This is a genomic window from Pseudomonas viridiflava (genome assembly GCF_001642795.1).
In the GTDB taxonomy this organism is placed as follows: Bacteria; Pseudomonadota; Gammaproteobacteria; order Pseudomonadales; family Pseudomonadaceae; genus Aquipseudomonas; species Aquipseudomonas viridiflava.
In genome coordinates this window covers 22020-43049 of sequence record NZ_LKEH01000048.1, presented here as the reverse complement: position 1 = coordinate 43049, position 21030 = coordinate 22020, and the positions used below count along the sequence as shown (strand labels likewise).

At 61.1% G+C, this 21030-nt stretch carries 21 protein-coding genes; 6 read left to right on the top strand and 15 right to left on the bottom strand.

Features of this window, described 5'->3' with window-relative positions; all coding sequences use genetic code 11:
• Positions 1-17: 17 nt before the first annotated feature.
• From ahcY to AO065_RS25245, 3 genes are all read left to right on the top strand, one after another.
• Positions 18-1427: an adenosylhomocysteinase gene (gene ahcY, locus AO065_RS25255; RefSeq protein WP_004880290.1), complete on the top strand. Its 1410-nt coding sequence runs from the start codon at positions 18-20 to the stop codon at positions 1425-1427.
• Positions 1428-1609: 182 nt separating this feature from the next.
• Entirely contained in the window at positions 1610-2470 is an 861-nt protein-coding gene (gene metF / locus AO065_RS25250; RefSeq protein ID WP_257013800.1) for a methylenetetrahydrofolate reductase [NAD(P)H], read from the top strand.
• A gap of 311 nt (positions 2471-2781) precedes the next feature.
• Entirely contained in the window at positions 2782-4686 is a 1905-nt protein-coding gene (locus AO065_RS25245; protein ID WP_004880294.1) for an RNA helicase RhlE2, read from the top strand.
• Between the two features lie 491 nt (positions 4687-5177).
• Here AO065_RS25245 and AO065_RS25240 read toward each other — a convergent pair whose 3' ends face one another.
• The 3 genes from AO065_RS25240 to AO065_RS25230 all read right to left on the bottom strand — a co-directional run bounded on the left by AO065_RS25240 (position 5178) and on the right by AO065_RS25230 (position 8508).
• On the bottom strand, positions 5178-5756 hold the full coding sequence (locus AO065_RS25240) for a YceI family protein (RefSeq protein WP_004880308.1): 579 nt from the start codon (positions 5754-5756) through the stop codon (positions 5178-5180).
• A 27-nt stretch (positions 5757-5783) separates the two neighbouring features.
• Positions 5784-6332, bottom strand: a complete 549-nt coding sequence (locus AO065_RS25235) for a cytochrome b (protein WP_004880310.1) — start codon at positions 6330-6332, stop codon at positions 5784-5786.
• Between the two features lie 313 nt (positions 6333-6645).
• Complete coding sequence (locus AO065_RS25230; RefSeq protein ID WP_004880312.1) at positions 6646-8508, bottom strand: FAD-dependent oxidoreductase; 1863 nt, start codon at positions 8506-8508, stop codon at positions 6646-6648.
• A 210-nt stretch (positions 8509-8718) separates the two neighbouring features.
• Between AO065_RS25230 and AO065_RS25225 the strand changes: the two genes are divergently transcribed.
• Together AO065_RS25225 and AO065_RS25220 are read left to right on the top strand one after the other, a co-directional pair.
• On the top strand, positions 8719-10125 hold the full coding sequence (locus tag AO065_RS25225) for an adenosylmethionine--8-amino-7-oxononanoate transaminase (RefSeq protein WP_004880313.1): 1407 nt from the start codon (positions 8719-8721) through the stop codon (positions 10123-10125).
• Between the two features lie 156 nt (positions 10126-10281).
• Positions 10282-11001, top strand: coding sequence for a 16S rRNA (uracil(1498)-N(3))-methyltransferase (locus tag AO065_RS25220; RefSeq protein ID WP_004880315.1), 720 nt, complete (start codon positions 10282-10284; stop codon positions 10999-11001).
• Between the two features lie 14 nt (positions 11002-11015).
• On the opposite strand, the gene AO065_RS25215 is transcribed toward AO065_RS25220, so the two are convergent.
• From AO065_RS25215 to trhA, 3 genes are all read right to left on the bottom strand, one after another.
• A complete protein-coding gene (locus AO065_RS25215) occupies positions 11016-11318 on the bottom strand; it encodes a helix-turn-helix domain-containing protein (RefSeq protein ID WP_004880317.1) in 303 nt (100 codons plus the stop codon).
• Entirely contained in the window at positions 11315-11671 is a 357-nt protein-coding gene (locus tag AO065_RS25210; RefSeq protein WP_032650523.1) for a type II toxin-antitoxin system RelE/ParE family toxin, read from the bottom strand. The genes AO065_RS25215 and AO065_RS25210 overlap by 4 nt, the downstream gene beginning before the upstream one ends.
• A gap of 73 nt (positions 11672-11744) precedes the next feature.
• Positions 11745-12359, bottom strand: a complete 615-nt coding sequence (gene trhA / locus AO065_RS25205) for a PAQR family membrane homeostasis protein TrhA (RefSeq protein WP_004880322.1) — start codon at positions 12357-12359, stop codon at positions 11745-11747.
• Between the two features lie 154 nt (positions 12360-12513).
• Between trhA and AO065_RS25200 the strand changes: the two genes are divergently transcribed.
• The gene (locus tag AO065_RS25200; protein WP_004880324.1) at positions 12514-13443 is read left to right on the top strand and encodes a LysR family transcriptional regulator; all 930 of its coding nucleotides are present in this window, start codon (positions 12514-12516) and stop codon (positions 13441-13443) included.
• A 46-nt stretch (positions 13444-13489) separates the two neighbouring features.
• Here the strand turns inward: AO065_RS25200 and madM are convergent, their stop codons facing one another.
• From madM to mdcA, 9 genes are all read right to left on the bottom strand, one after another.
• On the bottom strand, positions 13490-14254 hold the full coding sequence (madM, locus tag AO065_RS25195; RefSeq protein ID WP_004880326.1) for a malonate transporter subunit MadM: 765 nt from the start codon (positions 14252-14254) through the stop codon (positions 13490-13492).
• A gap of 5 nt (positions 14255-14259) precedes the next feature.
• Positions 14260-14655: a malonate transporter subunit MadL gene (madL, locus tag AO065_RS25190; protein WP_004880328.1), complete on the bottom strand. Its 396-nt coding sequence runs from the start codon at positions 14653-14655 to the stop codon at positions 14260-14262.
• Between the two features lie 72 nt (positions 14656-14727).
• Entirely contained in the window at positions 14728-15660 is a 933-nt protein-coding gene (gene mdcH / locus AO065_RS25185) for a malonate decarboxylase subunit epsilon (protein WP_004880330.1), read from the bottom strand.
• Positions 15657-16283 (bottom strand): malonate decarboxylase holo-ACP synthase, encoded by a 627-nt coding sequence (locus AO065_RS25180; RefSeq protein WP_004880332.1) that lies wholly within the window; start codon positions 16281-16283, stop codon positions 15657-15659. Before AO065_RS25180 ends, mdcH begins: the two co-directional genes overlap by 4 nt.
• A gap of 5 nt (positions 16284-16288) precedes the next feature.
• Positions 16289-17089, bottom strand: coding sequence for a biotin-independent malonate decarboxylase subunit gamma (mdcE, locus tag AO065_RS25175; RefSeq protein WP_004880335.1), 801 nt, complete (start codon positions 17087-17089; stop codon positions 16289-16291).
• Complete coding sequence (locus AO065_RS25170; RefSeq protein ID WP_004880336.1) at positions 17086-17937, bottom strand: biotin-independent malonate decarboxylase subunit beta; 852 nt, start codon at positions 17935-17937, stop codon at positions 17086-17088. Before AO065_RS25170 ends, mdcE begins: the two co-directional genes overlap by 4 nt.
• Complete coding sequence (locus AO065_RS25165) at positions 17930-18229, bottom strand: malonate decarboxylase subunit delta (RefSeq protein ID WP_004880339.1); 300 nt, start codon at positions 18227-18229, stop codon at positions 17930-17932. Before AO065_RS25165 ends, AO065_RS25170 begins: the two co-directional genes overlap by 8 nt.
• A 1-nt stretch (position 18230) precedes the next feature.
• Entirely contained in the window at positions 18231-19130 is a 900-nt protein-coding gene (locus AO065_RS25160; protein WP_004880340.1) for a triphosphoribosyl-dephospho-CoA synthase, read from the bottom strand.
• Positions 19130-20806, bottom strand: coding sequence for a malonate decarboxylase subunit alpha (gene mdcA / locus AO065_RS25155; protein ID WP_004880343.1), 1677 nt, complete (start codon positions 20804-20806; stop codon positions 19130-19132). The genes AO065_RS25160 and mdcA overlap by 1 nt, the downstream gene beginning before the upstream one ends.
• Between the last annotated feature and the right edge of the window lie 224 nt (positions 20807-21030).

The window sequence follows — 21030 nt, the reverse complement described above, 5'->3', positions numbered from 1 at the left end:
TGGAATGGAGACTCTCAATGAGTGCTGTAATCACGCCCGCAGAATTCAACGATTTCAAGGTTGCCGACATTTCCCTGGCTGCCTGGGGCCGTCGCGAAACCATCATCGCCGAATCCGAAATGCCAGCCCTGATGGGCCTGCGCCGCAAGTACGCCGGTGAGCAGCCTTTGAAAGGCGCGAAAATCCTCGGCTGCATCCACATGACCATTCAGACTGCCGTGCTGATCGAAACCCTGGTTGCCCTGGGTGCCGAAGTACGCTGGTCGTCCTGCAACATTTTCTCTACTCAGGATCAGGCCGCTGCTGCCATTGCTGCTGCCGGTATCCCTGTGTTCGCCTGGAAAGGCGAGACCGAAGAAGAGTACGAGTGGTGCATCGAGCAGACCATCCTGAAGGACGGTCAGCCTTGGGACGCCAACATGATCCTCGACGACGGCGGCGACCTGACCGAGATCATCCACAAGAAATACCCGGCGATGCTGGACAAGATCCATGGCGTCACCGAAGAAACCACCACCGGCGTTCACCGTCTGCTGGACATGCTGGCCAAGGGCGAACTGAAGATCCCGGCCATCAACGTCAACGACTCGGTGACCAAGAGCAAGAACGACAACAAATACGGCTGCCGTCACAGCCTGAACGACGCCATCAAGCGCGGCACCGACCACTTGCTGTCCGGCAAGCAGGCGCTGGTGATCGGCTACGGTGACGTGGGCAAGGGCTCGGCCCAGTCCCTGCGTCAGGAAGGCATGATCGTCAAAGTGACCGAAGTCGACCCGATCTGCGCGATGCAGGCGTGCATGGACGGTTTCGAGCTGGTTTCCCCGTTCATCGACGGCGAGAACGACGGCACCGAAGCGAGCATCGACAAGGCGCTGCTGGGCAAGATCGACCTGATCGTCACCACCACCGGTAACGTCAACGTCTGCGATGCCAACATGCTCAAGGCATTGAAGAAGCGTGCCGTGGTCTGCAACATCGGTCACTTCGACAACGAAATCGACACCGCTTTCATGCGCAAGAACTGGGCATGGGAAGAAGTGAAGCCACAGGTTCACAAGATCCACCGCACCGGCCCTGGCGCGTTCGATGCACAGAACGATGACTACCTGATCCTGCTGGCCGAAGGCCGTCTGGTGAACCTGGGCAACGCCACTGGCCACCCGAGCCGCATCATGGATGGCTCGTTCGCCAACCAGGTTCTGGCTCAGATCTTCCTGTTCGAACAGAAGTACGCCAACCTGTCGCCAGCCCAGAAAGCCGAGCGCCTGACCGTTGAAGTACTGCCGAAGAAACTCGACGAAGAAGTGGCCCTGGAAATGGTCCGCGGTTTCGGCGGCGTCGTGACCAAACTGACCAAGACCCAGGCCGACTACATCGGCGTGACCGTCGAAGGTCCGTTCAAGCCACACGCTTACCGCTACTGATTCATCGCCTGCCCGGAACGTTCGGTGTCTCGACACCGCACGCTCCGGTAGCAGGCAGATGAGACCTGTGGGAGCGGACTTGTCCGCTAAGGCATCTGATCTATCACCCGTCTTTCGTTGATAAGCAGATTTCTTCGCGGACAAGTCCGCTCCCACTCTGCGACCTCCCCGTTCGCTTTAAGATGAGATCGGCCTCCATGAGCCAAGAACGTCGCTACAGCTTCGAGTTCTTCCCCACCAAGACCGACGCTGGACATGAAAAGCTGCTGAACGTTGCCCGTCAGCTGGCAAGCTACAACCCGGATTTTTTCTCCTGCACCTACGGTGCCGGGGGTTCGACCCGCGACCGCACGCTCAACACCGTGCTGCAGCTGGAAAACGAAGTCAAAGTACCGGCCGCCCCGCACCTGTCGTGCGTGGGTGACAGCAAGGCTGACCTGCGCGGTCTGCTGAGCCAGTATCAGGAAGCCGGTATCAAGCGCATCGTTGCGCTACGCGGCGACCTGCCTTCCGGCATGGGCATGGCCAGCGGTGAGCTGCGTCACGCCAATGATCTGGTCAGCTTCATTCGCGAAGAGACCGGCAGCCACTTCCACATCGAAGTCGCCGCCTACCCGGAAATGCACCCACAGGCCCGCAACTTCGAAGATGACCTCAAGCACTTCGTCAACAAGGCCAACGCCGGTGCCGACAGTGCGATCACCCAGTATTTCTTCAACGCCGACAGCTATTTCTACTTCGTCGAGCGCGTGCAGAAGATGGGCGTGAACATCCCTATCGTGCCGGGCATCATGCCGATCACCAACTACAGCAAGCTGGCACGCTTCTCCGACGCCTGCGGTGCGGAGATCCCGCGCTGGATCCGCAAGCAGCTGGAAGCGTACGGCGATGACGTACAAAGCATCCAGTCGTTCGGTGAAGAAGTCATCACTGAAATGTGCGAGCGACTGCTGCAAGGCGGCGCCCCCGGCCTGCACTTTTACACCCTGAATCAGGCGGATCCGAGCCTGGCAGTCTGGAACAACCTCAAACTGCCACGCTGACAGCCGCTGCAATACCGCGATTTCCCTGACAATTTCCGGGAGATCGCGGCGCAATACACCGTTGGGCAGCAGGAAAGCGGCGTATTGCTTTCGCTCTGTTATACTCCAGCCTTCCCGCCAGGCTTACGCCCGGACGCTCGGTCTTGCAAACGCTACCTCGCTCACGCCAACAGCACACTTTTCATCCCGTGCAGGCGTCAGGAGAAGGCTGAAGACCCCGCAGGACCGGACGGGATCGCGTTGTCTTTACACGCCATTCACGCCAGGCAAGACATCCCTTGAGCTTAAGCTCCAACAGAACAGGATTACTCATGTCCTTTGCTTCCCTCGGTCTCTCCGAGGCTTTAGTCCGCGCCATCGAGGCAGCGGGCTACACCCAGCCTACTCCGGTGCAACAGCGGGCCATTCCCGCCGTGTTGCAAGGTCGCGACCTGATGGTTGCGGCACAGACAGGTACTGGTAAAACCGGCGGTTTCGCCCTCCCTATTCTGGAGCGGCTGTTTCCCAATGGTGTTCCGGACAAATCCCAGCGTCATGGCCCGCGTCAACCTCGCGTTCTGGTCCTGACCCCGACTCGCGAACTGGCCGCACAGGTGCATGAGAGCTTCAAGATCTATGCCCGCGACCTGAAGTTCGTCAGTGCCTGCATCTTCGGCGGCGTCGGCATGAACCCACAGGTTCAGGCCATGTCCCGCGGTGTGGACGTACTGGTGGCCTGCCCTGGCCGCCTGCTCGATCTGGCTGGCCAAGGCAGTGTCGACCTGTCCCACGTTGAAATCCTGGTGCTCGATGAAGCGGACCGGATGCTCGACATGGGCTTCGTCCACGACGTGAAAAAGGTCCTGGCCCGCTTGCCTGCCAAGCGTCAGAACCTACTGTTCTCGGCCACGTTTTCCAGCGACATCACGGCGTTGGCCGGCAAGCTGCTGCACAACCCCGAGCGCATCGAAGTCACGCCGCCGAACACCACGGTCGAGCGTATCGAGCAACGTGTTTTCCGTCTGGCGGCCAACCACAAGCGTTCGCTGCTGGCGCACCTGATCACCGTCGGCGCCTGGGAACAGGTGCTGGTATTCACCCGCACCAAGCACGGCGCGAACCGTCTGGCCGAGTACCTGGACAAGCATGGCCTCGCTGCCGTCGCCATCCACGGCAACAAGAGCCAGAACGCACGCACCAAGGCGCTGGCCGATTTCAAGGCGGGCGATGTCCGTATCATGGTCGCCACCGATATCGCCGCTCGCGGTCTGGATATCGATCAGTTGCCGCACGTGGTCAACTTCGAGCTGCCGAACGTCGATGAAGACTACGTTCACCGCATCGGTCGTACTGGCCGTGCCGGTCGTTCGGGCGAGGCGATCTCGCTGGTTGCTCCGGACGAAGAGAAGCTGCTCAAAAGCATCGAGCGCATGACCAAGCAGAAGATCCCGGACGGCGATCTGATGGGTTTCGACATCACTGCAGTCGAGGCTGAAAAGCCTGAAGTGCGTGAGCGTCCCGATGTTCGCAATCCACGTGGCGCACGCCCGGCCCGTGGTGATGGCGACAAGAACAACGGCGGTCGCCGCGACAAGGGAAAGGATAAGGGCAAGGAAAAGTCGGCTGCCGCTGCAGCCAGTGGCGAACGCCCTGCCCGTCAACCGCGCGAAAAAAAACCTCGTGAAGGGACGCCTCGCGGCGAACAGCGTGCCTCGCAGGCCGCTGCACCCCGCCCGCAGTCGGACCGTGCGCCTGACGAGTTCCTGGATGACGAAGTGGATAACTTCGGCAACCGCGCTGATTACGTCAGCCCGTATCAGGGCAAAGGCCAGAATCGTGGTCGTCGCCCGGCGGCAGCGCCTGGCGCAGCAGCACCGGCAGCCGGTGGCGCAGCGCGTCCTGCCAATCCGAGTCGTACCGGTGGCGGCGCACGTACAGGTTCCGGCACTGGCGCACCGAAGCGTAACGGCGCAGGTGCAGGTACCGGTTCTGCACCGCGCTCGCGTGATGGTCAGGCTCCACGCAACCGTCGTCCGTCAGCGCCTCGTGAAGACCGCGCACCTCGCGAGCCGCAGGAACCGGCAGTTCGCAGCCAGCGCGATGGTCAGCCACAGCCGAAGATCGTGCACAAAGAGTCCAAGATCGACCGCTTCCCGTCGGCCGAGCAACTGGATCAGTTGCCAGCCCGCCCACGCGGTGAAAAACCGGCCCTGCTGACCCGCAACCGCGACAGCTGATAGCCGAGCAACAAACAAAACGCCCCGACTCGCTCGGGGCGTTTTTGTTTGTGCAGACTGTTTGCTCGCTGTGATCGTACCCATCGCTGCGCATCACATCCGAAGCGGACGCGGAGCGTCCTGAGAGGCGTTACCACGCGGAGCGTAGGAACGATCAGCGTGATCTCAAGAGCGCCGATCATGCCCATGCTTGTGCCNGAGTCTTGCTGCGACCACGGACTGTGGGAGGCGGCTTGCCGGCGATGCTTTTTCTGAAGCGATCTATCAGTAACTGAACCGACGCCATCGCCGGCAAGCCGCCTCCCACGGGGTATGGTCAGTCACTTTCGTTTTACCCCCCGTTTTGCGCGTCTTGCGGACTTGTGTATAACGATGAGTGCTCCGAGTGGGCATGCAGCCCGTGACGCTCCGCGTCACTTCCTCTGACTGCACAAACACCACACACAAAAACGCCGACCCAAGGGTCGGCGTTTTTTGTTTCAGGCAAACACTTACTTCTTCTGTACGCCTTCGAAGGTGATGTCCAGATCCAGCGTCTGCGACGTCGGGCCTGGGCCTTTGATGCCGAAGTCGTTCAGGTTCAGCGTCGAAGTACCGTTGAAGCCGGCACGGTAGCCGCCCCACGGATCCTTGCCTTCGCCGTTGAAGGTAGCTTTGATCACGATTGGCTTGGTCACGCCGTGCAGGGTCAGGTCGCCGGTCACGTCGGCAGTCTTCTCGCCGGTGGACTTGACGCTGGTGGACACGAACTTGGCTTCAGGGAATTTGCCCGCGTCCAGGAAGTCCTTGCTCAGGATGTGCTTGTCACGTTCAGCGTGGTTGGTGAACAGGCTGGCGGTCTTCAGTTCGACCGCGATCTTGCTCGCTTCAGGCTTGGCAGCGTCAAAGCTGAACGTGCCGTCCCAGTCCTTGAACGTGCCGTGAATGAAGCTGTAACCCAGGTGGCTGATCTTGAAGTCAACGAAAGCGTGCTGACCTTCCTTGTCGATAACATAGTCGGCTGCCATTGCCTGGCCAGCGGACAACAGTGCGGTACCCAAAGCCAGAGCGGCGAGAGACTTCTTCAACATGCTTTTATTCCCGTTTTGGTTGAACAATCAATGACGACCCAACATACGTTTGAGGGTCACATCGCGATCGATGAAGTGGTGTTTCAGTGCAGCCAGGCCATGGAGCCCCGCGAAGATCACGACGGTCCAGGCCAGATACAGGTGAATCCAGCCAGCGGTTTCTGCCTGTTCCGGGAGACCCGAAACCAGAGCAGGTATTTCGAACAGACCGAATACCGGAATCCCTACGCCATCAGCGGTCGAGATCAGGTAACCGGCGAACATCAGGGCAAACAGTGCGACATACAGAAACAGATGCCCGAACGTGGCACCGATGCGCGTCATGCGGCTGTAACTGGACAGCGGCGGAGGCGGCGGGCTGAGCAAACGCCAGACCACGCGAATCAGCATGACTGCAAACAGCGTGATGCCAATGCTCTTGTGCAGATCAGGCCCGGCCTTGCGCCACGTATCGTAGTAATCCAGCCCGACCATCCAGAGCCCCAACGCGAACAAACCAACCACTACAGCCGCTACACCCCAGTGCAGCGCCATGCTGACCAGACCGTAGCGAGAGGATGAGTTACGTAGCTGCATTGCCTATACCTTGTCAGAAGTGTTACCAGACTAGCTTTTTATCTATCGAATGAAAGCGCAAAATTTCGCTTTGATGCATCGAAGAATATGATCGATCGTTTGCAGAAGTTTTTCTGTCTCAGACCGCCCACAGCATCCCGATAATTTCAGCGCTGTAACACTTTGCCGGGACCGTCGGCCGTTCGATGCCGATGAACGGCATGATTGCCCACGCGAACCGGCCCCACCGTCTGCCCCGAAGATAAAACGAATTCGCCGGGCATAAAAAAAGGGGCTCGGTTTGCACCGTGCCCCTTCTGTTCAGCGATTGCCGTCAGTTCTTGACGTCGGCAGGCGCTGTATCGGTTGCAGCCTTGGCTGCAGGTTTCTTCGCGTCATCGGTCTTGGCCGGAGCCTTTTTCACCGGCTCTTTTTTCACGGGTTCTTTCTTGGCCGGTTCTTTTTTCGCCGGCTCCTTGTGCTGCGTCTTCTTCGCAGGCTCCGCCTTGGCAGCAGGCTTCTTGACCGGCTCAGTCTTGGCGGGCGGCGTCACGACAGGCGCAACAACCGGCGCGACAGGAACCGGCGCAGGTGCAGGCGCGGGCTCTGGCGCTTTCTCGACAGGCGCAGGCGCGGCTACCGGCGTGTCCGAACCACCGAACAGACGCGAGAAGAAGCCAGGTTTCTCAGCTTGTGGTTTGGCAGGCTCGACCGGCTTATCGGAAGTGCAACCAAACAGACTGGTGAAGAAATTACATTCCGACTTCTGCGACGCAGGCGCTGGCGCTTTCGGTGGAGCGACCTTGACCGGCTCGAACGACTTGCCTGCCGCCAGATCCTGAACCTGACTGGCCGCACGCTGACCGCTGCGCAGCGCGCCTTCCAGCGTGCCCGGATAAAGGGTATCGGTGTGCTCGCCAGCAAACGCTACACGCTGGATCGGGCGCTCCCACAGGCGCCAGTATTTGCTGATCTGGCCTGGACCAAAGGCCAAGTAAGAACCGCCTGTCGAGGGGTCGACGCTGTAACGACGGATTTCGTAGCCGGTGTAGGCGCCACGAGCTTCGGGGTAGAACGCGTGCAGACGAATCAGCACCTGATCGACCAGCTGCTTGTCGCCAAAGGCCTGCATGATGCGGGCGTTGTCGCCGGACAGGTTGATCACCACGTTGGCGCCGCCCTTGAGCGCAGGCTCGATCCACAGCATGCCAAGACCAGTGTTACTGAACACTTCACCCGACATGCGCGCCTTGCTGTCCCAGACCGGGGTCTTGAACTTGAGCATGATCTGGTCGCGCCAGCCGTAGTTGGTGCTCTTGATCGCACCCATGTGCTGTGCATCCAGCGACGGCGTCATCTGGATCTTGCCCAGCGAACGCAATGGCACGGCCATCACGAGGTAGTCGGCGGTGTAGCTTGCGGTGCCAGCCTTGACGGTGACGTGGTCCTTGTCCTGAACAACGGACGAGACAGGCGAGTTGGTCTTGATGGTTTTCAGCTGTTTGACGAACGCCTGAGCCAGCACCGTGCTGCCACCCGGCAGGCGCGAAGCGCGCAGGTCGCGCTCATCCACCGAGCGATAGACGCTGGACTGCTGAGCGAAATACAGCAGCGACAGTCGCGAAGGCTCGTCATAACGGGTACGAATCTGCTGATTGATCAGCTGACGCGCGGTCGCAGGCAGGTTCAGGCGATCCAGCCAGTTGGCAACGTTGATCTGGTCCAGTGCGAACAGGGTGCTGTTGGACGCCGGGTTTTCCGGATCAGTAATGGAGCGCGCCAGGTTATCCAGCGTGTCGTTGTAACGCTTGATGGCTTCAGCGGTGGCCGGCTGCTTGACCGCCAGATCCGCCTGGGTGAAGTACACGCCGTCGATCAGGTAGCTGGGCGTGCGCACGAACTCGGGAGCAGGCACAGTGGCCAGCTTGAAGGTGTCCAGATAGCGGTTCAGCACCGGCTGGGCCTTGGTGTTGCCGATCCATTCGCTGGTGGCCAGACCCGAACGTCCGCCCAGACTCGGCTTGGCTTCCAGCAGCGTGACCTGCCAGCCCTTGGCCTGCAGTTCGTAGGCCGCCGTCAGGCCTGCCATGCCGCCGCCAACGACAATCGCGGTTCGTTGTTTGTCATCGGCGAGCGTCGAAACGCTGACCAGCCCTGTCACTATCAGCGCACACGCGCGCAGCCACCCAGAAAGCATTCCGTGAACTCCGAAAAAACAAGGGGAAGGTTGGGCAAGTCAGCCCGGAACATCGAATAGCGAGGCAGGATACGCGAGCCATCAGATAGCCGCCAGCAATGTCCGTCGCCCCTTAAAACTGCATCAAAGGTTGTGACACAGCCGGGCATTGCATAGGCTTGCGCGATTGTTCGTCCTCGCCTCGGGCGAGTCGCTACCCGGAGAATGCAAATGGGCCTGAATGACCAGTGGATGCAGCGTGACCTCAAGGTCCTGTGGCACCCCTGCACCCAGATGAAAGACCACGAGAACCTGCCGCTGATCCCTATAAAGCGGGGCGAAGGTGTGTGGCTTGAAGACTTCGAAGGCAAGCGTTACCTGGACGCCGTCAGCTCCTGGTGGGTCAACGTATTCGGGCACGCCAACCCGCGCATCAATCAACGCATCAAGGATCAGGTCGATCAGTTGGAGCACGTGATCCTCGCGGGTTTCAGCCACCAGCCAGTGATCGAGCTGTCTGAGCGCCTGGTCAAGATGACGCCCGAGGGCCTGACACGCTGTTTCTACGCCGACAACGGTTCGTCCTGCATCGAAGTCGCGCTGAAAATGAGCTTTCACTATTGGCTCAATCGCGGTCAGCCCGATAAAAAGCGCTTCGTGACCCTGACCAATAGCTACCACGGCGAAACCATGGCGGCGATGTCGGTCGGCGACGTGCCGCTGTTCACCGAAACCTACAAGGCTCTGCTGCTGGACACCATCAAGGTCCCGAGCCCCGACTGCTACCATCGCCCCGAAGGCATGAGCTGGGAAGAGCACTCGCGCAACATGTTCGCGGCCATGGAACAGACCCTGGCCCAAAACCATACCAGCGTCGCTGCTGTGATCGTCGAGCCGCTGATTCAGGGCGCGGGCGGCATGCGCATGTATCACCCGATCTACCTGAAGCTGTTGCGCGAAGCCTGTGACCGTTACGGCGTGCACCTGATCCACGATGAAATCGCTGTTGGGTTCGGCCGCACCGGCACGATGTTCGCCTGTGAACAGGCAGGCATTCGCCCGGATTTCCTCTGCCTGTCCAAGGCGCTCACCGGAGGCTATCTGCCGCTGGCGGCCTGCCTGACGACCGACGATGTCTACGACGCGTTCTACGACGACTACCCGACCCTGCGCGCCTTCCTGCATTCACACAGTTACACCGGCAATCCGCTGGCCTGTGCGGCGGCGCTGGCGACGCTGGATATCTTCGAGCAGGACAACGTCATCGAGAACAATAAGGCCCTGGCGCAACGCATGGCGACCGCTACGGCGCATCTTGTGGATCATCCCCATGTGGCCGAAGTGCGCCAGACCGGCATGGCGATTGCCATCGAGATGGTTCAGGACAAGGCCACCAAGACCGCCTACCCATGGCAGGAACGCCGTGGCATGAAGGTGTTTCAACATGCCCTGGAACGCGGCGCGCTGTTGAGGCCGCTGGGCAGCGTGGTGTATTTCCTGCCGCCTTACGTGATCACCCCGGAGCAGATCGACTTTCTGGCCGAGGTCGCCAGCGAAGGCATCGACATCGCCACGCGCAGCAGCATCAACGTGGCTGTGCGCGAAAACTTCCACCCGGACTTCAGGGATCCGGGCTGATCCGGCGAGCGCCTTCGCGGACAAGCGGAACGCCGCCCGGTCCGCTCCCACGTCTAACGCATATCTCCTTTTGGAATGCATACTTCGTAGGAGCGGACTTGTCCGCGAAAGCTTTTTCCCAAGACATACACATCAGTACGCCTACAGAGAAACACCATGAGACTGTCCCGTTTTTTCACCGACACGCCGCTGAGTCTTGGCGAACACGAATTGCCCGAAGCCCAGGCGCACTACATCAGTCGCGTGCTGCGCATGACCGAGGGCGATGCGCTGCAGTTGTTCGATGGCTCCGGCAGCGAGTTTCGCGGCACCTTGCTGGAAGTCGGCAAGAAGCGCGTGCGCGTGCAACTGGATGAATGCTTTGCCGGGCAGGTCGAATCCGGTCTGCGCATCCATCTGGGTCAGGGTCTGTCGCGTGGCGAGCGAATGGACTGGGCGATTCAGAAGGCGACCGAGCTGGGCGTCAGCGAAATCACTCCGATCGTCAGTGAGCGCTGCGAAGTACGCTTAAAGGACGAGCGCGCTGAAAAACGCCAGATGCATTGGCAACAGATTGCGGTCAGCGCCTGCGAACAATGCGGCCGCTCGGTGGTGCCGGTGATTCATCCACCGATGCCGCTGGCCGAGTGGCTGAAACAGACCGAAGCAGATCTGAAACTGGTCCTGCACCCGGTTGCCGAACCACTGACCAGCCACGAAAAACCGGCCAGCCTGGCTTTCCTGATCGGCCCGGAAGGCGGATTGAACGACGCCGAAGTCGATCAGGCCCAGACCGCCGGCTTCCACGCCGCCCGCCTCGGCCCACGCGTGCTGCGCACCGAAACCGCCCCCGTCGTCGCGCTCAGCGTGGCGCAGCAGCTGTGGGGTGATTTTTAACGAGGCGGTGACGCTTACGCGTGAGCTTTATCCCATTCGGGCACAAGCCGCACCTCAACTCTTTGTCCGAGTGCGCGTGCAGCACTTGCCAGCGTGGCAAGGGTCATACCTGCGTCATTCTGGTCAAGTGCCCGATCAACGGCGGAACGACTCGTGTGCATACGCTCGGCCAAAGCCTTTTTACTCACCTTCTGCCGTTTCATGGTTTCTGCGAGCTGCCATGAAATCACGCGTTTGAGAGCGGCCGCAGACACCTCCTCGGCGAGACCCTGCTCAGCAAGGAAGTCATCGAAGTCGGAACCTATGTGCTTAGTCATGACTTGTCCCTCTCTATTGTTGCTTTGCGTCGCCTGGCAACTGCCAGATCAGACGCTGGGGTCTTGTCGCTTTTTTTGATGAAGCCGTGAAGCAAGACCATTGTGTTTCCCGACAGCGTGAAAAGTACTCGGGCAATTGTATTTTTCAGATCCGTTCTGACTTCCCAGAGATCAGCCTCCATCTTCCTGACCACAGGCATTCCTATAGGCCAGCCGAACTGCACTGTTTTGATATCAGTCCCTATTGCCTTGCGGTCATCGCGGGGCAAATCTGTCAGCCATTCGCGTACGGGCTCATTACCTGCATCTGTGCAGAAGAATCGAACATTTAAAGTCGGTGTCGGTTTGCTCATTCATAAAGTGTACCAAAATAGGTTCACTTATCAAGGATGGGTTTCTGCCCTTTCCTTGGCCCAACACATACTCTCAAAGCACATAAAAACAGATCGCCACAAAGTGCATCAGGCTGCCGCCGATCACGAACAGGTGCCAGATGCCGTGCCAGTGGCGGATGTGGTCGTAGGCGAAGAACAGGATGCCGACGGTGTACAGCACGCCGCCGCCCGCCAGCCAGATGAATCCGGCCACGCCGAGCGAGGCCAGCAGGGGTTTGATGGCGACCAGTACGATCCAGCCCATCACGGCGTAGATGACGATGGAAAGGATGCGCGCTTCCGAGCGCGGTTTGATTTCCTGCAGGATGCCGATCAGCGCCAGCCCCCAGACAATCCCGAACAGGGTCCAGCCCCACGCGCCACGCAGGGTCACGAGGCAGAACGGCGTGTAGCTGCCCGCGATCATCAGGTAGATCGAAAAGTGATCGACCTTCTGCATGATGGACTTCGAACGTCCTTTCACGCTGTGGTACACGGTCGAGACACTGTAAAGAGTGACCAGACAGACACCATAGATCGCCACGCTGACCACTCTCCAGACATCGCCATGCAGACTGGCCATCACCAGCAGCCAGATGGCTCCGACGGCTGCCAGCACTGCGCCGACGAGATGAGACCAGGCGTTGAATTTTTCTCCGTAATACATCCGCGTAATACCCTGTTTTACCGAAGACACTGATTGCAGAGGCTCCCGTTTATTGAAACAAAGTGCAACATGTCTGTCTGCCGCACAGATTTCGGGCAGCGAACCTTGAGTGAGTTGTGCACAATCCACCCACCCCAACACTAAGCGCCCCGCCATGCAGATTGATGACGAACTCACCCTGAAGAAGCTGGAGATTTTCCTGGCCTTCATGCGCACCGGAAACCTGGCCCGCGCGGCGGCGGAATTGCAGACCAGCAACGTCAGCGTGCATCGCGCCATTCACTCCCTGGAAAGTGCCCTGCGCTGCCCGCTGTTCAAACACGAGGGCCGCAATCTGACGCCGCTGGAAAGTGCCTATGTGCTGGAGGAACGCGCGCAGAAACTGGTGCACGACGTCATCACCACGGTGGAACTAACGCGTCAGGCAGCGGGTTTCTCGGCGGCGCGCTTTCGGCTTGGAGCATTGTATTCCCTGACGGTCAAGACGGTGCCGCAGTTGATCATGGGCCTGAAAATCCGCCGCAGCGAGCTGAATATCGACCTGATTCTGGGTTCCAACATCGACCTGCTCTACAAGCTCAAGAACATGGAAGTGGACGCGATGCTGGTGTCGCTGGACGAAAGCACCAACGACCCGGATTGCGAGCATCTGGCACTGTTCTCGGACGATATCTTTCTGGCGGTGCCGACCGACTCGCCGTTCGCCGAACACAGCGAAGTGGACCTGAGCGACCTGCGTGAAGCGACGTTCATCACCCTGACCCAGGGCTTCGCCACACACCGCGATGGCATCCGGGTATTCCAGCAGGCTGGCTTCGAGCCCAAGGTGGCGATGCAGGTCAACGACATCTTCACGCTGTTGAGCATGGTCAGTTCAGGCGTGGGTTATGCGCTGCTGCCTGGGCGAATTGCGGCGGTGTACGAGAACCGCGTGCGGCTGATCCCGCTGCAACAACGCTATCGCATGCAGCAGCACATCGGCATGGTCTTTCTCAAATCCAAGGAGCGTGATCCCAACCTGCTCGCATTGGTGGCGGAGTGCAGGATGTATGCGAACCGGCTGCTGGAACCGCATTCGACCTGAACGCAACGCACCTCAAGCGCACAGCGGCGCCTGAGGTGTGCCCCGACTATCCCAACAGCCCGCGCATGATCACGAACAGCAGCGACGGCCCCAGCAGGCAACCCAGCGCGGTGTAGAACGCCGCAGTCAGACAGCCATAAGGCACCAGCTTCGGATCGGTGGCCGCAAGCCCGCCCGCCACACCGCTCGACGTGCCCATCAACCCGCCGAAGATGACTGCGCTGCGCGGGTTGTTCAAGCCAATGAAAGGTGCCACGAAGGGCGTCGCGATCATCACCAGAATCGCCTTGATCAATCCCGCTGCAATGGACAGCGCCATGACTTCGGAACTCGCTCCAATCGCCGCGCCGGTGACTGGACCGACGATATAGGTCACGGCCCCTGCGCCAATGGTCGTCAGGCTGACCGCATCGGTGTAACCGAACGCAGTGGCAACCGCGACACCGGCGATGAACGACGTGCCGATGCCGACAAACAGCGACAGTACGCCCACATAGCCCGCCCGCTTGAGCTCATTGACGTTGACGCCGAAGGCCGTGGCGACAATCGCAAAATCCCGCAGCATCGCGCCGCCCAGCAAACCGATTCCGGAGAGCAGCGGCAGATCGACGACGCCCTTCTGCCCGCCGGTCATTGCGCCGCCAATGTACGACAGCACCAGCCCCAGCAGGATGGCGATGGCCGAACCGTGCAGGCGACCTTTGGTGAAGGTGTCCGAAAGCCAATAGGAGAACCACATCGTGATGCCGATCACCGCAAAGCCGCTGATCAGCCCGTAACTGGTGATGACTTTTATCATGGACTCGTACATGGCCCTTACCCCGCCGTCTTGGTGGGAGCGGCAGGCACTTCAGTCTGGCCTTTGCCCATGCGTGTCAGCACCGGAACCATCGCGAAGGCCACCACCACGGCCAGCGTACCCGCGAGGATCGCCATCGGGCCGCCCTTGAGCGCGCCATAGACATTCTGCTGCGCAGCCATTGCGACCACGATCGGGATGTATATCGCGCTCCAGAACTCGACGCCCTGTTCAGTCTTGCCCTTGAACAGGCCGCGTTTGCTCAGATAACTGCCGAGCCCGATCAGCAGCAACATGGCGATACCGACACCGCCGACATTGGCAGGCACGCCGATCAATTTGCCGAGCACTTCACCGATAAAAATACCCACCAGGGTACAAAACGCCAAAAACGCCACACCGTAGATAATCATTGTTGTTATTCCTCTGTTTGCATTGCTGAAGTTGTTGTTTTTGTCCTTCGTAGCAGCTGCACGGCGTCTCTATCAGGTGCGGGCGCCCTCCTCTCGCGATAGCGCGATCAGGCTGTCCAGACGTGCGGCCTGAAAGGCCACCGCCGTTCCCTGGTCGAACACCCGGCGCGCCAGTCCGGTCAGCACGGCACCGGGCGGCAATTCGATCTGCAGGCGCACGCCCCGCTCGTAAGCGGTTTCCACGGTGCTGCGCCAATCCACCACCCGGCACATGTTGAAAGCCAGATCGTCGCGCAACCTTTCAGCGTCCATCACGGGGCGCGCGGTGCTGCCGCTGAGGTAGCGCACGCTCGGTTTGCTGATTTCAACCCTGGCGAACGCATCGGCCAGCGTCTGCGCAGGCGCTTCAAGCAGCGAGCAATGCGACGGCACGCTGACCGCCAGACGCTTGATGGCGGCCGCACCCGCAGCCTTGGCGAGTTGGCCGACCTGACGCATCGCCTCGGCGCTGCCAGCGATGACGAGCTGATTGTCGGCATTGATATTGGCGAGAAACACCGGCGTCCCGGCCTGATGAACCTGGGCGATCATCGCCTCGACCTGCGCCTGATCCAGGCCAATGACCGCTGTCATGCCGTAGCCTTCGGGATAGGCGCTTTGCATCAGTTCGCCGCGCAGCGCCACCAGACGCACGGCATCGTCGAACGCCAGCGCGCCGGCAATCACGGCAGCCGGATAGGCCCCGATGGACAATCCGGCCACGTAATCAGGGGTGCATTCCCGCGCCTGTAACAGCCGGGCACAGGCCACGCCCGCGATCAGCAGACATAACTGAACGGCCCGGGTCGATTGCAGCGCCTGAGCGGTGTCCAGCGCCATGACGTCTTCACCCAGCGCTGTCGAAGCGTCCTGCAGACAGTCGCGAACCACGGGATCGTCCGGCAACTGATGCAGCATGTTCGCCTGCTGCGCACCCTGGCCTGGAAACACCCAGAAGCTGCTCATGCGCACACCTCGGCCAGTTGCCATGGATCGGCAACCAAACGGGCACCGCTGGCACTCTTGAGCAGCACTCGACCCGACGGCCGCGCCCATTCGCGCAGCGCCACGGCACCCTGTTCGAGTTGCAACTGGACGTCGATCCGGCAGACGGCTGTTTCCAGCGCCTCGACCAGTTCGGCTGCCCAGCAGCGCTCTACAGGCTGGGGCGTGCGCAGGATCAAATCCAGATCGCTGCCCTGATGCAGCGCCGAAAAACCGCTCGCCAGTTCGAATCCGGCACTGCCACACACGCCCCAACTCAGTTCCAGCGAATCCATAACGGGACGAATCAGACGCAAGGCGCGCAGCGCAGGCCAGTCGTGCAGACAACCGTCGACCACATCCACCAGTTGCTCCGGACTGACCCGACGGGAAATGTCCGCGCACGCCATGATCGCCGCGTAACGCTGCTCACGAGCATGACCGCGCAAACCCACCGCAACCTGCCCCGCCGCCACGACCTGACGGCGCACCACCACCGGCCGACCAGCCAGCGCTGCTTCGACGGCCCACTCAGGCGCGTCTTCAGGCAAGGCGGAAAGCGGCATGCCCCACAACAAGTCGTGAGGCAGCACGGCCGATGACAAATGCCTCACCACTGCGCTCGCAGCAATTGGCGCACGTGAGCCGATGCCGCCCGGTTGCTCGCACCCAGGCGACTGCTCAGATCAGTGCCACTGGCTTTTACGTCCTTGATTGCACTGCCAAGCACGTTACGCACCTGGACAAGATCCTCCGCGCCCGGTTGTTCGATCTGGCTGACCGACAGGGTTTCCCACAGCAGACCCAGGCTGGCGTAGTTGTCGATGTCGTACGCCATCGGCGGAATGGTCGAGGCGAGTTTTTCCAGCTCTTCGACGCTGCGCAGGGTGACGCGGGCTGCCGACGCTTTGCCCATCGCATGCACCATGACGCCCGGATCACGCAGGGCGATCAGTCGATTGGCCTGATAACCGTGAGCCAGAAACGCACCCGACATCGCCTTGCCGACCAGCAGCCCGATCACCGGATGCCCGGCCAGCCGGGCCCGTGCATAGCTGTCCACTGCACCCGCCAGCGCCTGATGAATGCCCAGCGCTTCTTCGCGTCGGCCATAGGCCTGACTGGGCACATCGACGATGGCGATCAACGCGCGCTTGTCAGGTCGCTCACGATCCAGCTCGATTGCCTCGTCCACCGCCTTGGCCAGGCCCCAGCCTTCCAGCAGACCGACCTCGCCCTGACGCGCCCGAGGAAAGCGGTTATCCGGATCGGCTACTACTGCCAGAAAACGCACCGGCTGATCGCCCAGTGTGCCGTCGGCCACCTTGAGCGACGCAGGCAAATCGCTGACCGGCGTTGCGCCTGCGCTCAATGCGTTGAACCAGTTCAAACCCCGTTGCTGAGTACTCATGACCGGGCTCCTTGAAAGAGGGTGCGGACGGTCTGCGGATCGATCTGCGACGCAGTGTCCAGATTCGCCAGACGCTCCAGAAACAGGGCGTGCTGACCACTGCGGTGCTGCGCAGGCACGCCCTGCCTGAGCCAGTCGCCGACCTGTTGTTTGATCGCTGCCACGTCATCGGCGGCAAAACCGTCCACCAGGTCGCTGGCAAAGCGCTGCTCGCCACCGGTCAGGCTCCAGATGAAGGGTCGGTCGCGGGAGTCGTACTCTTCGATGCCCGCTTCCTGCTCGATCACCTGCGGACCATTCAGGCCGAGACGGGCTTCCTGGGTCACCAGCAGGTAGCTGCACAGCCCGGCCGCAATGGACATGCCGCCAAAACAGCCGACGCTGCCTGCCACCACACCGATCACCGGCTGGTACTGACGCAGGTCGACCATCGCGGCATGGATCTCGGCAATCGCGGCCAGGCCCAGATTGGCTTCCTGCAAGCGCACGCCGCCGGTTTCCAGCAGCACAATGGCGGCGGTCGGGATGCCGTTGCGGTTGTCATCGGCAGCGAGCTCAAGCGCGCCGGCCATTTTCGCGCCGCCCACTTCGCCCATGCTGCCGCCCTGAAACGAGCCTTCGATGGCAGCAATCACCACCGGCAAACCGTCGACCGTCCCTTTCGCGACCACAACACCGTCGTCGGCCTGGGGCACCACACCCTGGCGCGCCAACCAGGGCGACATGACCCGGTCGAACGGGTCGATCAATTCGCGGAAACTGCCCGCATCCAGCAAGGCGCGGGCGCGCTGGCGGGCGCCGAGTTCGATGAAGCTGTGCTGGTTGAGCAAGCGTGCGGTATCAGTCATGGCCGACCTCCTCGAAACCTTGTTCCATGCGCAGTCGCACCACGCCCGGCGTCGCGCCGAAGTCATGAATATCGATGCTCAGCGCAGGCGGCATCTGGCCGTCGAACATGCGCTCGAACAGGTGTTTCCAGCGCAGCGAGGCGCCGTTGACCGAGGTCACCACTTCAATCGTCAGCTTGCCCGGCTGTCCGGGTTCCAGCAGCACTTCCAGGTCGCCGGAGCCGACGCAACCCACCAGCGCACGGCCCTTGGGCGGCTGTCCGGCGGGGAATTCAAAAGACAGGGTTTCCATATCAGGCACTCCTCGGTGCAGGGCTCGATGCATGACTCGATACATAGCAGAGCGCAGGCTCAAGACCATCAATAAACAGGCAGGCCGCCAGCAGGTCGGCTGCGCCACCGGGCGAGGCGTTGAGGGCCAGCAATTGCTTGTCCAGCTCGTGCAGTTCACGACGCCCGGCCAGACTGGCGCTGCCGCCCGCGTCCAGCACGCGTTGCGCGCCCTGTTGCATGGCCTGCAGACCTTCAGGCCCGGCGCGGTACAGCACGCAGGTGTCGGCCAACGTGGTCATGATTGCCAGCAACGCATCCAGACGCGCGTTCTGCTCACCACTGCCCGCCGCACGGCTGCGCTGCAATTGCGGCAGCGCGACATTCATCACGGCGGGAAAACCCTGTTGCGCCTGTTCCCGAGCGCCCATTGCGCCATAGCGTTGCGCGACGATGCTACCGTGGCTGTTGCTGGCGACCACCTGGCGATCCTCGATCAGCGCCAGACGCGCAGCGCGCTGGCAGATCGAGGCTGGCGCGCAATCGTTGACGTCCAGCGCTGCGGCGGTCACGAGAAGACCCAACGCCCAGATCGCGCCGCGATGGGTGTTCACGCCGCCCGTGGTGTGCAGCATCGCGACTTCACCTTCGCGCCCCAGTCGTCCCAGCTCTTCACGCAACGGCTGCCCAACGATCTTGAACTGCGCAGCGGCCTCGGCCATCAGCTTGAAGGTCGGCCAGAGCGACAGGGCCGACGCGTGCATCAGGCCCAGATGCAGATCGGTATGCGCACCATTGCCACGGCGGTCCACCAGCGCAGGCTTGGGCGACAGATTGGCTTCGTCCATCAGCGCATCGACGGCCAGGTCAGCCAGATGCTCGGGCAGTGAGACGGGTTGCGGTGTCTGTTTGAGTGCACTCATCACCAGCTCCTGAATTTGGCAGGCGGGTTATAGAGGCCACCGGACCACTCGACCAGATCGGCGATGCTTTTCGCAGCCAGCAACTCGCGACTGGCGTCGGTGCGGCGGATGCCAAGGTCTTCGGGCAACGCGATCAGCCCTTCGCGGCGCATGCGGGCGGTGTCTTTCGGGTTGTGGCGCAGACCAATGGCCGTCACGCCTGCCACAGCGGCAATCATCGCCTGACGCTCTTCCAGACTGCGCGCCTTGTAGAGATAGGCGATGCCCTCTTCAGTCAGCAGGTGGGTCACGTCATCGCCGTAGATCATGATCGGTGCCAGCGGCATGCCGCTCTTGCGGGCCACTTCGACGGCGTCGAGGGTTTCGACGAAGGTCGGTTTGCCGCCTTCCTGAAAGGTTTCGACCATCTGCACCACCAGCTTCTTGCCGCGCTCCAGATAGGCGGCCGGGCCGTCATCGGTCTGCTGGCGCATGTCCAGCCAGGCCGGGGTGGCGTGGCGACGGCCGCGCGGGTCGTGGCCCATATTCGGCGCACCGCCGAAACCTGCCAGACGGCCTCGGGTCACGGTCGAGGAGTGCCCGTCGCCATCGACCTGCAAGGTCGCGCCGATGAACAGGTCCACTGCGTACTGCCCTGCCAGCTGACACAGCTGCCGATTGGAACGCAGCGAACCGTCGCGCCCGGTGAAGAACACGTCAGGACGCGCAGCGATGTAGTTTTCCATGCCCAGTTCGGTGCCGAAGCAGTGCACACTCTCGACCCAGCCGCTTTCAATGGCCGGGATCAGGGTCGGGTGCGGGTTGAGCGTCCAGTTGCGGCAGATCTTGCCTTTCAGGCCCAGTGATTCGCCGTAGGTCGGCAGGATCAGCTCGATGGCCGCGGTGTTGAAGCCGATGCCGTGATTCAGCGACTGAACGTTGTGTTTCTCGTAAATGCCACGGATGGCCATCATCGCCATCAGCACATGCACCGGCTTGATGTGGCGTGGGTCACGGGTGAACAGCGGTTCAATGTAGAACGGCTTGTCGGCCACGACCACGAAGTCGACCCAGGAAGCGGGAATGTCCACGCGCGGCAGGTCAGTGACGTCATCGACCAGTTGGTTGACCTGCACGATGACGATGCCGTCGCTGAAGGCGGCCGGTTCAATAAGCGCGGGGGTGTCTTCGGTACTCGGCCCGGTGTAGATGTTGCCCGCCCTGTCGGCCATGAAGCCTGCGGCCAGCACCACGTTGGGGATCAGGTCGACCACCAGTCGCGAATACAGCTCGATGTACGTGTGAATCGCGCCGATTTCCAGCAGGCCGTCTTCAAGCAACTGGCTGATGCGCAGGCTTTGCGTACCGGCGAAGGAGAAGTCCAGCTTGCGGGCGATGCCCTGTTCGAACAGGTCCAGATGCTCGGACCGCCCGACACTCGGCATGATCATGTGCAGGTCGTGCACCTTGGCAGGATCGACCTTTGCGAGTGCGCGGGACAGAAAGTCGGCCTGTTTCTGGTTATTGCCCTCGAGCACCACCCGATCACCGGACACCAGCAAGGCCTCCAGCGCTGCGACGATCCTGTCGGTCGGCAGCACCACGCCGTCGGCCAGGGCTCGCACCTGTTCGAGCCGCCGCTGCTTCTCGGTGCGGCGGCGCGTCCAACGCGCGTCGGGGGAAGTTGTTGTTGTCATGATCGCTCCACGATTTCGCTGTCGTGGTTCACCTTAGGAGCGGGAAGGTCCAGGCATCAATCAAGCAGACCACTCAATCATTACGCCTGGAGTAACGATTGCCGATCAAGCCGCGCGCTCTGCAACATTTCCCAACCTCAGGATGACTTTTCTGTAGGAACGGTCCTTAACGGCTGATTCAGGCCTTCGGGCGGGCGTTTTGCACCTAGCATTCGGCGCTCCAC

What these genes read in the sequence shown, in the direction of transcription:
- ahcY (WP_004880290.1), top strand. Translation starts at nt 18, where the DNA reads ATGAGTGCTGTAATCACGCCCGCAGAATTCAACGATTTCAAGGTTGCC.
- metF (WP_257013800.1), top strand. Translation starts at nt 1,610, where the DNA reads ATGAGATCGGCCTCCATGAGCCAAGAACGTCGCTACAGCTTCGAGTTC.
- AO065_RS25245 (WP_004880294.1), top strand. Translation starts at nt 2,782, where the DNA reads ATGTCCTTTGCTTCCCTCGGTCTCTCCGAGGCTTTAGTCCGCGCCATC.
- AO065_RS25240 (WP_004880308.1), bottom strand. Translation starts at nt 5,756, where the DNA reads ATGTTGAAGAAGTCTCTCGCCGCTCTGGCTTTGGGTACCGCACTGTTG.
- AO065_RS25235 (WP_004880310.1), bottom strand. Translation starts at nt 6,332, where the DNA reads ATGCAGCTACGTAACTCATCCTCTCGCTACGGTCTGGTCAGCATGGCG.
- AO065_RS25230 (WP_004880312.1), bottom strand. Translation starts at nt 8,508, where the DNA reads ATGCTTTCTGGGTGGCTGCGCGCGTGTGCGCTGATAGTGACAGGGCTG.
- AO065_RS25225 (WP_004880313.1), top strand. Translation starts at nt 8,719, where the DNA reads ATGGGCCTGAATGACCAGTGGATGCAGCGTGACCTCAAGGTCCTGTGG.
- AO065_RS25220 (WP_004880315.1), top strand. Translation starts at nt 10,282, where the DNA reads ATGAGACTGTCCCGTTTTTTCACCGACACGCCGCTGAGTCTTGGCGAA.
- AO065_RS25215 (WP_004880317.1), bottom strand. Translation starts at nt 11,318, where the DNA reads ATGACTAAGCACATAGGTTCCGACTTCGATGACTTCCTTGCTGAGCAG.
- AO065_RS25210 (WP_032650523.1), bottom strand. Translation starts at nt 11,671, where the DNA reads ATGAGCAAACCGACACCGACTTTAAATGTTCGATTCTTCTGCACAGAT.
- trhA (WP_004880322.1), bottom strand. Translation starts at nt 12,359, where the DNA reads ATGTATTACGGAGAAAAATTCAACGCCTGGTCTCATCTCGTCGGCGCA.
- AO065_RS25200 (WP_004880324.1), top strand. Translation starts at nt 12,514, where the DNA reads ATGCAGATTGATGACGAACTCACCCTGAAGAAGCTGGAGATTTTCCTG.
- madM (WP_004880326.1), bottom strand. Translation starts at nt 14,254, where the DNA reads ATGTACGAGTCCATGATAAAAGTCATCACCAGTTACGGGCTGATCAGC.
- madL (WP_004880328.1), bottom strand. Translation starts at nt 14,655, where the DNA reads ATGATTATCTACGGTGTGGCGTTTTTGGCGTTTTGTACCCTGGTGGGT.
- mdcH (WP_004880330.1), bottom strand. Translation starts at nt 15,660, where the DNA reads ATGAGCAGCTTCTGGGTGTTTCCAGGCCAGGGTGCGCAGCAGGCGAAC.
- mdcE (WP_004880335.1), bottom strand. Translation starts at nt 17,089, where the DNA reads ATGAGTACTCAGCAACGGGGTTTGAACTGGTTCAACGCATTGAGCGCA.
- AO065_RS25170 (WP_004880336.1), bottom strand. Translation starts at nt 17,937, where the DNA reads ATGACTGATACCGCACGCTTGCTCAACCAGCACAGCTTCATCGAACTC.
- AO065_RS25165 (WP_004880339.1), bottom strand. Translation starts at nt 18,229, where the DNA reads ATGGAAACCCTGTCTTTTGAATTCCCCGCCGGACAGCCGCCCAAGGGC.
- AO065_RS25160 (WP_004880340.1), bottom strand. Translation starts at nt 19,130, where the DNA reads ATGAGTGCACTCAAACAGACACCGCAACCCGTCTCACTGCCCGAGCAT.
- mdcA (WP_004880343.1), bottom strand. Translation starts at nt 20,806, where the DNA reads ATGACAACAACAACTTCCCCCGACGCGCGTTGGACGCGCCGCCGCACC.